The 12,839-nt window shown below is 58.3% G+C and carries 13 protein-coding genes and 3 tRNA genes; 13 read left to right on the top strand and 3 right to left on the bottom strand.

The features are described 5' to 3' along the window. The first annotated feature begins 1 nt into the window (after position 1). The 9 genes from GT019_RS27975 (at position 2) to GT019_RS27935 (ending at position 5,078) form a co-directional block, all read left to right on the top strand. A tRNA-Gly gene (locus tag GT019_RS27975) sits at positions 2 to 76 on the top strand. Positions 77 to 86: 10 nt separating this feature from the next. Beyond that, a tRNA-Cys gene (locus tag GT019_RS27970) sits at positions 87 to 160 on the top strand. Between the two features lie 99 nt (positions 161 to 259). After that, a tRNA-Leu gene (locus GT019_RS27965) sits at positions 260 to 341 on the top strand. Between the two features lie 572 nt (positions 342 to 913). Next, positions 914 to 1,204 (top strand): LiaF transmembrane domain-containing protein, encoded by a 291-nt coding sequence (locus tag GT019_RS27960; protein ID WP_201755626.1) that lies wholly within the window; start codon positions 914 to 916, stop codon positions 1,202 to 1,204. Between the two features lie 97 nt (positions 1,205 to 1,301). Then, positions 1,302 to 2,000 carry a PspA/IM30 family protein gene (locus GT019_RS27955; RefSeq protein ID WP_161746744.1) on the top strand — a complete coding sequence of 233 codons (699 nt, stop codon included), beginning with the start codon at positions 1,302 to 1,304 and terminating at the stop codon, positions 1,998 to 2,000. Then, positions 1,997 to 2,494 (top strand): PspC domain-containing protein, encoded by a 498-nt coding sequence (locus tag GT019_RS27950; RefSeq protein ID WP_161746743.1) that lies wholly within the window; start codon positions 1,997 to 1,999, stop codon positions 2,492 to 2,494. Before GT019_RS27955 ends, GT019_RS27950 begins: the two co-directional genes overlap by 4 nt. Positions 2,495 to 2,496: 2 nt before the next feature. Next, positions 2,497 to 3,192 (top strand): PspA/IM30 family protein, encoded by a 696-nt coding sequence (locus GT019_RS27945; protein WP_161746742.1) that lies wholly within the window; start codon positions 2,497 to 2,499, stop codon positions 3,190 to 3,192. Between the two features lie 106 nt (positions 3,193 to 3,298). Next, the gene (locus GT019_RS27940; RefSeq protein WP_235949528.1) at positions 3,299 to 4,444 is read left to right on the top strand and encodes a sensor histidine kinase; all 1,146 of its coding nucleotides are present in this window, start codon (positions 3,299 to 3,301) and stop codon (positions 4,442 to 4,444) included. Beyond that, positions 4,401 to 5,078, top strand: coding sequence for a response regulator transcription factor (locus GT019_RS27935; protein WP_161746741.1), 678 nt, complete (start codon positions 4,401 to 4,403; stop codon positions 5,076 to 5,078). Before GT019_RS27940 ends, GT019_RS27935 begins: the two co-directional genes overlap by 44 nt. A 215-nt stretch (positions 5,079 to 5,293) precedes the next feature. On the opposite strand, the gene mobB is transcribed toward GT019_RS27935, so the two are convergent. Then, on the bottom strand, positions 5,294 to 5,821 hold the full coding sequence (mobB, locus tag GT019_RS27930) for a molybdopterin-guanine dinucleotide biosynthesis protein B (protein WP_161746740.1): 528 nt from the start codon (positions 5,819 to 5,821) through the stop codon (positions 5,294 to 5,296). A 138-nt stretch (positions 5,822 to 5,959) separates the two neighbouring features. On the opposite strand from mobB, the gene GT019_RS27925 reads away from it, so the two are divergent. Further along, positions 5,960 to 7,549 (top strand): molybdopterin molybdotransferase MoeA, encoded by a 1,590-nt coding sequence (locus GT019_RS27925; protein ID WP_161746739.1) that lies wholly within the window; start codon positions 5,960 to 5,962, stop codon positions 7,547 to 7,549. Here GT019_RS27925 and GT019_RS27920 read toward each other — a convergent pair. Together GT019_RS27920 and GT019_RS27915 are read right to left on the bottom strand one after the other, a co-directional pair. Next, complete coding sequence (locus GT019_RS27920) at positions 7,528 to 8,850, bottom strand: hypothetical protein (protein ID WP_161746738.1); 1,323 nt, start codon at positions 8,848 to 8,850, stop codon at positions 7,528 to 7,530. The genes GT019_RS27925 and GT019_RS27920 overlap by 22 nt on opposite strands. Positions 8,851 to 9,093: 243 nt before the next feature. Next, positions 9,094 to 9,522: a hypothetical protein gene (locus GT019_RS27915; protein WP_161746737.1), complete on the bottom strand. Its 429-nt coding sequence runs from the start codon at positions 9,520 to 9,522 to the stop codon at positions 9,094 to 9,096. A gap of 119 nt (positions 9,523 to 9,641) precedes the next feature. Between GT019_RS27915 and GT019_RS27910 the strand changes: the two genes are divergently transcribed. From GT019_RS27910 to GT019_RS27900, 3 genes are all read left to right on the top strand, one after another. After that, positions 9,642 to 10,454 carry a YwmB family TATA-box binding protein gene (locus GT019_RS27910; protein WP_161746736.1) on the top strand — a complete coding sequence of 271 codons (813 nt, stop codon included), beginning with the start codon at positions 9,642 to 9,644 and terminating at the stop codon, positions 10,452 to 10,454. Between the two features lie 137 nt (positions 10,455 to 10,591). Then, positions 10,592 to 12,139 carry a glucose-6-phosphate dehydrogenase gene (zwf, locus tag GT019_RS27905; protein WP_407945107.1) on the top strand — a complete coding sequence of 516 codons (1,548 nt, stop codon included), beginning with the start codon at positions 10,592 to 10,594 and terminating at the stop codon, positions 12,137 to 12,139. A 54-nt stretch (positions 12,140 to 12,193) separates the two neighbouring features. After that, positions 12,194 to 12,823 carry a cyclase family protein gene (locus tag GT019_RS27900; RefSeq protein WP_161746734.1) on the top strand — a complete coding sequence of 210 codons (630 nt, stop codon included), beginning with the start codon at positions 12,194 to 12,196 and terminating at the stop codon, positions 12,821 to 12,823. Positions 12,824 to 12,839 lie beyond the last annotated feature (16 nt).

Here is a 12,839-nt window from a genome sequence, read left to right as displayed (position 1 = left end):
TGCGGAAGTGGCTCAGCGGTAGAGCATCGCCTTGCCAAGGCGAGGGTCGCGGGTTCGATTCCCGTCTTCCGCTCCATTTTTTATCTGGCGCCATAGCCAAGTGGTAAGGCAGAGCTCTGCAAAAGCTTTACCCCCAGTTCGAGTCTGGGTGGCGCCTCCACAATTTTTAATTTCTGTGCCGTTAGCTCAGCAGTATAGCGGATTTGATTACGATTCATATGATCGGGAGTTCGAATCGCTTAGAGCAGGCCAAAGAATTGCCGGCGTGGCGGAATGGCAGACGCGCGCGACTCAAAATCGTGAGGGAAACCGTGGAGGTTCGAGTCCTCTCGCCGGCACCACTTTTAAAAATCATGTACATGAAATCTGAACGCTGATTGGACTTCGTCCTGTCAGCGTTTTTTGCGTTTTACCCGTGGATGCTTACAGCGCTCGAAAAAAAAGCTCGAAGGACTGAGCGGCTGAATTGTGATCGAGTTGAATGAATTTCAACCGTTCGTCTGGATGAAATGAGTATAGCTATTCCTGTTAAAGGGTGCTACATTTGGATGTTTGATATGTAAGCTTGAGGGTTGTTATTCATTCGATTAATTGTTTAACTGGGGACCGGTTAGCATATGGGGTATTATTGTTGCTCCCTTATCTTGATTAAGCTTGCAGCAACATTTTGCGGCAACGATCAGAACTGGTCGTGACGATTAGATCGGCCTGGAATATGCGGATGACCGGTCGTTCGGTCTTAGGGTCTGCGGGCACCCCGCCTGAGGTCTAGGTTCAAATACCGTCGCGGGTCCGTTTTGAAGTCGATCAAAACAACCTACAATAAGGACATAAGCAAGAAACGAAACATCAGCTTGGCAATGAACGTAATGAGGAAGTAAAAGCGAACGATAAGAAAGGCGGTGACCTAATAATGGGGAAAAATGCACTTGGCGTAATCTTGGTTGTTATCGGCGGTTTGATGGTGATGAAATTCATCGGCATTCATCTGGGCTGGATTATCGGAATTCTGATGCCGTTCATCTTAATCGGCTTTGGCGTGGTAGGGATTCGTAACAACAGCAAGGTAATTGGTTCGATCCTGATCGTCGTAGGCGGATTGATGCTGCTTCCAAAACTCTTCGGCCTGATCTCGCTGCTTCTGGCGATTGCTTTGATCGTATGGGGCGTGTCGATGTTCAAAAATCGTCAAAAACGCATCTAATCGAGGAGAACGGAGGCTTCCGAAGTCAACGATTGACCGTCCGTTCTTCTAACTGAAATACTGTCCATGAACGTTGGGAACGAAGGAGGATCAAGCAATGAGCATTATGCGAAGAGTGAGGGATATGACGGTTGCGACGCTGAACGAGCGGCTGGAGAAGGCCGAAGATCCCGTGAAGCTGATCGATCAGTTCTTATGGTCGACGCGGGAAGAGATCATTCAGGCCGAGAAGTTGTACCAGCAGGTCAACGGCCACGGCAACCACTTGAAAACGCAGTGGCTGCAGGCGGAGCAGCTGAAGGAAAAGCGCGAACAACAAGCGATCATCGCATTGAAAGCCGGCGAGGAGCATGTTGCCCGGATCGCGCTGATGGAAAAAGCATCGAGCGAGGAGCGCGCCGCACAGTACCGCGAGCTGTACGACCAGGCTGCGCAAAGCATACAAGAGCTGGAGGAACAGCTTCGCGAGCTTCGCAGCGAATATCAGAGCGTTTACGATAAACGGGAATATTTCGCGGCACGGATGGAGTCGCTCCGACTGCAGCAGCGGCTGAACGAACGTTATGCGCAGGGCGGCGTGTTCAACAACGCGCCGGGTCAACAGTCATCCGGAATCTTCCGGAAACTGGACGATCGCTTGAGCGACATGGAGTTGGAAGCACGCAGTCTTCGCGATTTGCGCAAAGCAGGTCAAGAGTGGGTAAGCGGAGCAGGGCAATCGCTGCAAAACGTTATCGAGCGCGAGATGGAGCAATTGAAACGTAAACTGCAGCAGGAAGGATGGAAATCGCAATGAAGAAGCTGTATCGATCGCGACGCGACAAAAAATTGTTCGGCCTCTGCGGCGGACTTGCTGAAATGCTGAATGTAGATGCGACGCTGGTTCGGATCCTGCTGATCGTCGTCACGGTCTTTACGAGCGGCGCATTGATTCTGGTTTACCTTTTGGCGGGATTGGTCGTTCCGCAAAATCCGTATGATATTGGCGGCGGGTACGGTCCTGGTCCCGGGGGATATAACGGCGGATGGAATACAAACCATCATAACGGCCCATATAACGGCAGCCACTTCGGCGGCGGTCACGGCCAGAACTACGGTCAAGGAAACGGCAGCTCGTACGGAGCTCCGTCGCAGCCGGGACCGAGCTGGCAAAAACCGCCCGCCCAAACGCAGGCGCAGCCGGCTTCGAATATCGATGCGATGATGGAAGATCTGGAAAAACGCGCGCTGAAGAAAGAGATCGAAGAGCTTCGCGCAAAATTGGCTAAACACGAGAAGGGAGATGTTTAAGAATGAGTATTTTCAAACGAATGAAGGATATGACGAAAGCGTCCATCCATGAAATGCTGGATAAGATGGAAGATCCCGTTGTGATGCTGAATCAATACCTGCGCGATATGGAGGCCGAAATCCATACGGCGGAATTGACGGTCGCGAAACAGATGGCGAACGAGCGCCGCATGCTGCAGCGTTTGGAGGAAGCAGCGAGAAGCGGCGCAGACCGCGAGCTGAAAGCCGAGTCCGCGCTGCGTGCCGGACAGGAAGAGTTGGCGCGCAAGCTGCTGGAAGAAAAGATTTTCTTCGACCAGAAGACGGCGGAGTTCTCCGAGCTGCACGTGAACGCAAAAACCCAAGCCGAAGAGCTGATGAATCAGCTGCACGGCATGAAGGACGAATATTACCAGCTGCGCAATAAGCGCAACGAGCTGGCCGCCCGTGCTCAAATGGCGAAGGCGAAAAAGCAAATGGCGCAGGTGACCGCGGTACACACCATCGAGAGCGGCAACGCGTCGCGCGGCTTCGGCCGGATGGAAGAGAAAATCATGCAGATGGAAGCGGAAGCCGATGTCATGCGCGTGCCTTTCGGGACATATAACAGACCGGCAACGGCAGGCAGCGTCGATCCATCGAAGCAGTTAAAAGTGGAAGAGCAGCTGCAGGCGCTCAAGAGCAGACTGAATCCTCCATCCATCGAATCCGCCGAATAACGCGGGCTTGGAACGTTGAACGATATGCCTTGGTCGATGTGCTTTTTTGGGCATCGGCCTGCGGCATGTTTTTGCACGTTCAGGTACATAGGGAGGAGGAGCAGCCTTGACCGAACAACCGTCTTCGCCAAAAAGCGAAACGCCGGAGGCGCAGGCAGAGCGGCCGATGGCGCTCGTAGATCGGGGCGGCCCGCCGGCCGCTTATCGCAACGGAGGGCAGCCTCCGCTGATCCAGGCGGCGGAGAAGCGCAAAAACGCGGCAGAGACCGTGCTTTGGCTCTTCGTCATCCTAGGCTTAAGCGTGCTGGTGCTGCAGGGAACGGGATACGTGAAGCTGTTCGCCCTGCAGAGCAAAGCGGCGCTGATCGGATTATCGGTCATTGCGACGGCGCTGGTGCTCGCCGCGGTATATAGTTATCTGCAAGGCGTGAAGCTTCGCGCGGCGCTAAAGCGGCTATCCGATCAACAACGGCGAAAACGCCAGCGCGTGACGCTGCCCGTGGAAGGCAGCTCGGATGAATCCGAAGAAAAAATGTCGGAAGAAGACGAAGCATGGACGGAGCAGGTTCGTTTTACGGCGGTGATCGAAGAACGCCAACGCTTGGCGCGCGAGCTTCACGATGCGGTCAGCCAACAGCTCTTCGCGATATCGATGACGGCTACGGCAGTGAGCCGGACGATGGAGAAGGATTGGGAGCGGGCGAAACGGCAGGTGCAGCTCATCGAGGAGATGGCTTCCGTGGCGCAGTCGGAAATGCGTGCGCTTCTGCTGCATCTGCGGCCGGTGCATTTGGACGGAAAACATCTCAGCCAAGCGCTTCGCGGGCTTGTGGACGAGCTAAAGCAGAAGGTGCCGATCGCGATTACGCTCGAAGCCGACGTGACCGTCAGCCTGGGAGCGGAAGCGGAGGATCATTTGTTCCGGATTGCCCAGGAAGCGATGTCCAATTCGCTGCGGCATTCCAAGGCGGATCAGTTGAACATCTATTTGCAGCAGGCCGGGGCTTTCGTGCGGTTAACGCTGCAGGATAACGGCATCGGATTTCACGCGGAAGAGAAGAAGCAGACGTCCTACGGCTTGTTGACGATGGAAGAGCGGGTCAATGAATTGGGCGGCTCCATGAAGCTGATTACATCGCCGGGCAATGGGGTCGTCATCGATATCTGGGTGCCATCGGCAGCACAGGATGGAGGAGGAATTTCACCGAATGGAAGCGATCGAACGAATGGACAGCATCGAGCAACCTATTAAGGTTCTGCTCGTCGACGATCATGAGATGGTGCGGATCGGGCTGGCGGCGGTTCTGAATACGGAAGACGGCATTGAAGTCGTCGGGGAAGCGAGCAACGGCCAAGAAGGCATCCGTTTGGCGCAGGCCTATCGGCCGGACGTCGTGCTGATGGATCTCGTGATGGAAGGCATGGACGGCGTGGAGACGACGCGGAGGCTGCTGGAGCTATATCCGGATTGCAAAGTCATCGTACTGACGAGCTACTTGGACGACGGGAAAATGTATCCGGTCATCGAAGCCGGCGCGTTCAGCTATTTGCTCAAAACGTCGCGCGCGAATGAAATCGCCGAAGCAATCCGCGCCGCGGCGCGCGGCCAGTCTGTCCTTGAATCCCAGGTGGCGGTCAAGATGATGAACCGTTTCCGCCAGCCGAAGACCGAGACGGCAAAACCGCTGCACGAGCAGCTGACCGAACGGGAAATGGATGTGCTCAAATGCGTGGGCAAAGGGCTGTCCAACCAGGAAATCGCGGAGGAGCTGTTCATCGGCATCAAAACGGTCAAGTTCCATGTGACCAATATTTTCGCGAAGCTGGGCGTGGAGGATCGCACGCAGGCGGCGATATATGCGCATAAGAACGGTTTGGCGGAGTGATGTGCGAAAGCAGTGAGTGCAGGAGTCTGTAGCTGAGCATATGGCGTTCGCATGATGAAAGAGCAGTGAGTGCAGGAGTCTGTAGCTGAGCATATGTCGGTTCGCAGGCACGCGGCGGTTTATGCGCATAAGAACGGCGTTCAGCGATAATGCGCGATTACAAAAGGGCCCGAAAGAAGGACACTCCGGGAGAGTGCTCTTTTTTCGGGCTCTTTTTAACGGCGAATCAGGGCGCATACGGCTGCTGCTATCGACTCGTCGTCATGGATGCCGTATGTCGGGATTGTTGTCGCGCCTTCCAGCGCGGTCGCTTCCGGCCAAAGGACGGCCATGAACGGATTGGCGAGCGTCAGCAATTCCGCGTCCTCCGACTTGCGGAGCAGGATCAGCTTGGGGTAATCCGCCTGCTTGAAGCCTTCGACCAGCACGATGTCCGCGTGGCGCATATGCGCGAGCAGGACGGAGAGCGGTTCGGGTCCGCGGCTGATGACGGCGCTGCGGGACGCGGAGCTGATCGCCGTGATGTCGGCGCCGGCTTCTTGATGCCGCCAGGTATCCGTGCCGGGCTTATCCACGTCGAATTCGTGGGCATCGTGCTTGATGGTGCCTACGATACAATTCGCTTGCTTCAGGCGATGGATCAGCTTGGCGATCAGGGTCGTTTTGCCGCTGTTTTTGTAGCCGACGATTTGGAGCACGAGCGGCATAGGGTCTGAAGGCTGATGCGAAAGACGAGATAGCATGGCGCGCTCCTTTCACAGATGACATGCATTGCGGTGCATCGACATGGTCAAGTATATCATACGGCGTATCCACGCCTTGCCCGTATTCTGTTACAATGGAAGGAAAATGCCGAACAGGCAGAGGGTACCGGAGGTCGCATGAACGAGAGGCAGCAGGGAGAGGCGCGGTTCCGCAGGCGCGCCGTGAAAGTAGACGAGGCGCTGCGTCTCGTGCTGGAAGCGGCCGTCCCGGAGCGGACGGAAATCGTGCCGCTGTGGGAGGCCGGAGGCCGCAGGCTGGCCGAGGCGGTCAGCGCGACGACGGACTGGCCTCCCTTTGCGCGTGCCGGACTGGACGGCTTCGCCGTCCGCAGCGCGGATACGGCGCAAGCTTCGCCGGGCGCGCCGGCGACGCTGCGCGTCGTGGACACGGTCGCCGCCGGCGCGCTCGCCTCGGCGGACGTGGCTCCGGGCACCGCCGTCCGGATCATGACGGGCGGGGCCGTGCCCTCGGGGGCGGACGCCGTCGTCATGCTGGAGCAGACGGCGGACGCCCGGGTCTTCGGGCAGCCGGCGGTGCAGGTGAAGAGCGCCGCCGAGCCCGGGCAAAACATTGCGCCGCGGGGCGAGGAATTCGGCCGCGGCCGCGTGTTCGGGCAGCCAGGCGAGCTGCTGCGGCCTGGCCATGTGGCCCTGCTCGGCACATTCGGCTATGCCCATGTGCCGGTGTATGCGCGGCCGCGCGTAGCGGTGCTCGCGACCGGCGCGGAGCTGCTGCCGGTCGAGGCTCCGCTGGCCCCGGGCCGCATTCGCGACAGCAACAGCGCGATGGTGGCCTCGCTGGTCGCGCAATGCGGCGGCACGCCGATTCTGTGCGGCCGCGTGCCCGACGAACCGGTCGCGGTCGCGCAGGCGATTGCAAACGCGCTTGCGCAGTGCGACATTGTCATTACGACCGGCGGGGTGTCGGTCGGCGACTATGACGTGATGGCGACACTGTTGCAGAGCATAGGGAATGAGCGGTCGACCGAGGAGCAGCATGAAGCTGCTCCATCGGTGGACGCGGAACCGTCGAAAGACGAGAAGCGGTTCGTAACTGACGACGAGCATGCATGCGCTGTTAAAGTTGAAATGCAGGATGAGTTAGATGACAAGGTGTTAGCGCGTCCGATGGCATTGCCGCAGGAAGACGCAGCTGTCATGAGCGCCGTGCATTCGAAGGTACCATCGCAGTACGCCTCGACTGTAACGGCTTCCCCGCATTCGGAGGAACCCTTGCACCCGCAGGACGACAGACTGCCGAGCAACAGCAGGCTCCTGTTCAATAAAGCGGCCATGCGTCCGGGAGCGCCGACTTCGGCCGCGGTCGTGTCCGGCAAGCTGCTGATCGCGCTCTCGGGCAACCCTGGCGCCTGCTTCGTCGGCTTCGAGCTGTTTGCGCGCGCAGCCATCCTCCGGCTGTCGGGCGCTTCGCGGGAAGAAGCGCGCCCTAAGCAGGCAACGGCCAAGCTGGTCGGCAGCTTCGATAAGGGAAGTCCGCACGAACGCTTTGTCCGCGCGCGCCTTTATACCGAGAACGGCACGCTATATGCCGATCCGCTCGCCTTCGGCAAGTCGAGCATGATGGCATCCTTGCCGGCCGCGGACGGTCTGATTCGCATTAAAGCAGGATCCGTCGGCGCCGCGGAAGGCAGCATCGTGAACGTTATTTTGCTAGGGGCCCTTGGTTACAGCACGGAATCCACGTGAAATCCGTTGAAGCGCAGCTGCAAGTACGGCTCCGATGAAGCGCCGTAGCGCGTGAACGCTTGGAATGCGCCTGCTTTGACGTTGATTAAATCGTTCGTCGGCGAGCTTGTCAGCCGGTTCAGCTCGTCGCTAAGCGCGGAGGCGAATCCGCGTCGACCCGCTAGCGCCTGCTTTAAGCCCTGGAGATTTCCTTCCATCGCAGCCGCATGAAGCTGCTCCCGATCCAGCTTCCATACGCCATGGGCAACCGCAAGACCGACAGCCTTCGCGCCGGGATGGGTCAAGGTATCGTTCAGCCGCTGCCTCAGTGCCGGATTCAAGCTGCCGGCAGCGCTAAGGTAAATGGCGTGGAGCGCATTCATTTCCTTCGCAACGAGGTCTACCTTGTCCGCCAACGCGGACAAATCAGGACTCACGCGTACGGTAATATCGACGGCCAAGGGAAGCCGGTCGAGCGCAATCATGACTTTGCCGTCCCGAACCGGAATTTCGGTTGATGAAGACACGGCATAGGGGCCACCGTCAATCGTGTAAATGCTATTCGACGCAGGCTGTTCGAGCTGTCCGATCCCGCTGGCGCTCACGACGCTGCCGCCGCCGATATCCGTTATGGAGAACGCGTTATCGGTGCCGCTATCGCCGGCAATCAGCTCCAAGCGCACGATCTCGCTCCGGTCGGCGTAACGAAGCGCTGCGGTCATGCCGAGGTTCGCTTCGTTGATGGCATCGCGCAATCGCCCGAGCGCGGCGCCGTTCGTGTCTCCCTGCCGAATAGCTGCCGGCAAGGCTACGGATTCAACGGATCGCGAAACGATTCTGAATAGATGAGTGCCCGGCGGGATGACGGATGGCGCGTTGGGAGTCAAGCCGAAGCCGAGATTGCGCTGCGGGCGTGCGATCGCAATGACGCGAACCCGTATATCCCCGATGTCGGCACCGTCCTCGGCTCTGCCCGCCGTGTCGTCGAACGCCGTGACGATCCGTTGTTCGAACAGGAGGGAGTCCCTTCGCGCCAACGATGAGAGCGACTCCTTGAGGGAGTTCGCTTGCGTCAACCAAGCGGCGGCGTGGTCGGCTGCCGTTTTCAGCGCGTCCTTGGCGGCCTGCGGTAACGAAGCTCGCAGGTCCAGCAGACCGATTGGCCGGATTCGGGTTGCCGCCTTGGGATTGCTTTTTCCCCGATTGCGAGGAGCGTCCTCGTACGCATACGGATACATGGCATATCTCTCGAGCGGGCCGATGGGCTCGTCTGATCGACGAACGGGCCCGAATACGGCTGGAATCGCATAAGGCAAGACCATGATGATCGCCTCCGTGAACGGTTTGTGTTATCCTTAACATACCAGATTTTCCTGCAACTGCACTATCCCTTTCTGAAGTTCTCCGATTGAAAACGCATAAGTCGCTCGCACAAGAATGAATCAATTGTCAGCCCGGGTTCTAACGTAATCCGGACTGCTTCATCTCGATCCGCTGGACGAGCCCCGCCGATGAATAAGCCCGAGTCCGCAGCTGCGCGCAAGTCTCGGGCACGTGATTTCCCCTTAGATCAACAGAAACAGCAAAGCGATGGAGGCTAAATCGAACGCCAGCGCTTCGCCGAACCCGAAACCGCCATAGCCGTATCCATAACCATAGTCGCCGTAGCCGTAGGGATCATAAGGGTAATACGCCTGGGTCTGCACCGATTCCTTCGCTTTGGTCCCGCTTACCGGTTTTCCCTTCTTCTTGACGCCATTCTGCTTCGCGCTCTTCTGATTCGTCACTTTTCCTTGCTGCATGCCCGAGGTCGCCTGTCCGCCTTGGCCGGCATGGGTACCGATCGAATCCGGACGTTCGTTCAGCATGATGCGTCCTTCGTGGCAGCGGCTCAAGACGCCGACATGGCGCTGTCCGTCATGCGTGACAACACATACGGGCATGCCGCAAAAGCGTTTGATATGGTCCTCGTGCAGCGGATAAATTTGTTCCATCAGTCGTTGACACCTCCCCTGGTTTATCTGTGTCAGTGTATTCACCCAGAGGCGCATGCGTATGGATATTTACCCAATTCGTCCGGCAAATGAACGCGGGCAGAAGGAGTGGATGACCTATGGCGGATCAGTCCCCGGCGCTGATACCCATTCGGAAAACGAAACGAGGCCGCGCCCCGCTAGCCGGCGTCCTTGCCGCGCTGCTGATCCTTGTCGCCGCAATCGTCTGGACGCTGCGGAACGGAAAGGACGACCCCGCAGCGGACCGTTCGCGGCCGCTTCGCGCGGACTTCGAAACGATATGGGGCTGGAGCGATGCCGAATACGCCGGCGGCGCATCGGGCGCCGAGTGGTCCTTCCGCTGGGACGGGACCGCAAGCCCGAAAGCCGCGAAGTCCTTTGCTGCCGGCTTAGGGTTCTACTTGGGAGATCGTTTGGCGGAAGGCACGGAACCGATTGACGTCGTCGCATCCGATCCGGCTTACAAAATGACGCTCTGGATTCATTCGCGCCCGCGTGCGGACGGAGAGCAAGCGGAGAACCCGGCGTTCTACGATATCGTGCTGCTTCTGGACGCGGCCAAGAACGAACAACGGCAGACGCTGGCGGACGCGATCGGCAAAGTCGAACGGCATGTCGCGGAATCGGACCTGAAGCTGCGCGGCGGATTCACCGTCAAAGGGACTGCGGCGCGCGAAGGGGCGCGGGCGCGCGTCGCGAAGGCGGCGTCCGCGGGCGAAGCGGAAGCTTACGACGACGGCCATACCAGCAGTCTGACCTATTACAGCGCTGCGCTCGGGAGCAAGGTGCAGAGCGCTTCGAAGGCGGTAAATCTGCAAATCGCGGAGACTTCCGCCGCGGCCGGGAAAGGTTCGGAATTAATTATTGGCGTTCCGCTCATAACCGGGGATTATACGATGCAAGATAAGTGAGAGATTCGTGCGGGACACGCCGCATTTTATCCTTGCGCGAATAGCTTCTAACCTTCCGGTATGCTACACTACATTAAAAAGCAGCATGCCAATCGTTGCCTAAAAATACATAAGAAAGAATGAGGAAAATGACCGAAGTGAGCAAACAGGATACGATTGCCGCAGAGGGTGCGGTGTATTATTTATTCGGAGCAACCGGCGACCTGGCTCGCCGGAAGCTGTTCCCGGCGCTGTTCAGCCTATACAAGGAAGGCAAGCTGGCCGAGGATTTCGCCGTTGTCGGATTAGCCCGCAGACCGCGCACGAACGAGCAGTTCCGCGTCGACCTCCAGGAATCGATCGACGAGTTCTGCCGGTATAAAGCGGACGATGCCGAGCAGTGGGCGCGTTTCGCTTCGCATTTCGTGTATATGTCCCTGGACATCAACAACGTGGACGGGTTCCGCGAGCTCGGCCGGTTGACGCAGGAATTGGATGCCAAGTTCGACATTCCCGGCAACCGTCTGTTCTATCTGGCGCTGGCTCCCGAGCTGTTCGGACCGGTGTCGTTCAACCTGCGCGACGGCGGCATGCTGGAATCCAGGGGCTGGAACCGGCTCGTCATCGAGAAGCCGTTCGGTTACGATCTGGAATCCGCGCGCAAGCTGAACGCGCAGCTCAGCCAAGTGTTCAAGGAAGAGGAGATCTACCGGATCGATCATTACCTGGGCAAGGAAATGGTGCAAAACATTCAGGTGCTGCGCTTCTCCAATGCCTTCTTCGAGCCGCTCTGGAACAACAAGCATATCGCCAACGTCCAAATCACGCTGTCCGAGACGGTCGGCGTGGAAGAGCGCGGCGGCTATTACGACAAGTCCGGGGCGCTGCGCGACATGGTGCAGAACCACATGATGCAGATGCTGGCGATGATCGCCATGGAGCCGCCGAGCCGTCTGCATCCGGAAGACCTCCGCGACGAGAAGGTCAAGGCGCTCCGTTCGCTCCGTCCGTTCGCGAGTTCGGAGGAAGTCGGCGCGAACGTCATTCGCGGCCAATACAGCGATGGCGAGACCAACGGAAAGCCGCTTAGCGGCTATCGCCAGGAAGATTCCGTAAACCCGCAATCGGCGACGGAGACGTACTTTGCCGCTCGCGTGTACCTGGACAATTTCCGCTGGGCGGGCGTGCCGTTCTACATTCGCACGGGCAAGCGGCTCCCGGTCAAAACGACCGAGATCGTCATCGAGTTCAAGAACGTGCCCGACAACATCCTGTTCGCGCACCGTCACGATCTGGCGCCGAACCTGCTGGTCATCCGGGTCAACCCGATGGAAGGCATTTACATCAAAATCAATGCCAAGAAACCGGGCGTCGACAACGTCGTGCAGCCGGTATCGATGGAATTTTGCCAAAGCTGCATGATCGGCATCAATACGCCGGAAGCTTACGAGCGGTTGATCTACGATGCCGCGCGCGGCGAGTCTACCTACTTCACCCGTTGGGACGAAGTGGCGCAGGCTTGGTCCTTCGTGGACCGAATCGCCGAAGCATGGCGCGAAGACGATTCCAGCCTGCAGTTCTATCCTGCCGGTTCCTGGGGACCGGCGCGCACCGAAGCGCTGCTTGCCGAGAACGGGTTCCACTGGTGGCCGGTGAACGGTCAAGCAGAAGACAACGTCATCTGGATCTCCGGCGGACCGAAATGAGACGGTTGACGCCGTTCTTGGCGGTCTCGGCCGCGCATCGGGGAGATCATGCCGATGTTTAAGCTGCATGATATATCGATGACGATTGAGCCGTCGATGCAAGTGTACAAAAACAAAGCACCGAAAATGCCGAACATCTCGAACGTGAGCAATCACGATGACGGCGAAGCCGTTTACGAATCCCGGCTGGACATGGACGTGCACGGCGGTACGCACGTGGATGCGCCCCTGCATATGTTGAAGGATGGGGAAACGATCGAGACGATCGGCTTGGAACAGCTCGTCGGCATGGCCCGCGTGGTGGATTTGACGCATTGCGCGGATTCCGTCACCCGGGCGGACTTGGAGCGGCTGAGCCTGCAGCGTAACGATTGGGTGCTGCTCAAGACGAGAAACTCCTTCTCGGAGGCCTTCGATCCGGGCTTCGTCTTCCTGCGCGAAGACGGCGCCAGGTACCTGATCGAGCTCGGCATCCGCGGCGTCGGCACGGATGCCCTGGGCATCGAGCGCGGGCAAGCCGGGCATCCGACGCATCGCTTGCTGTTCCGCAACAATGTTGTCATCGTAGAAGGGCTGCGACTGAAAGACGTCGCGGCAGGCAGTTATTTTATGGTCATCGCGCCGCTGAAACTTACCGGAATCGACGCGGCACCAGCCCGCGCGTTTCTGATCGGCGGCATGTAAAAGGGACGAAGGGAAC

This window comes from Paenibacillus glycinis, from assembly GCF_009909185.1.
GTDB classification, from domain to species: domain Bacteria; phylum Bacillota; class Bacilli; order Paenibacillales; family Paenibacillaceae; genus Paenibacillus_Z; species Paenibacillus_Z glycinis.
Note: the sequence above shows the minus strand (reverse complement) of the source record. Positions and strands in the feature narration are given on the sequence as shown.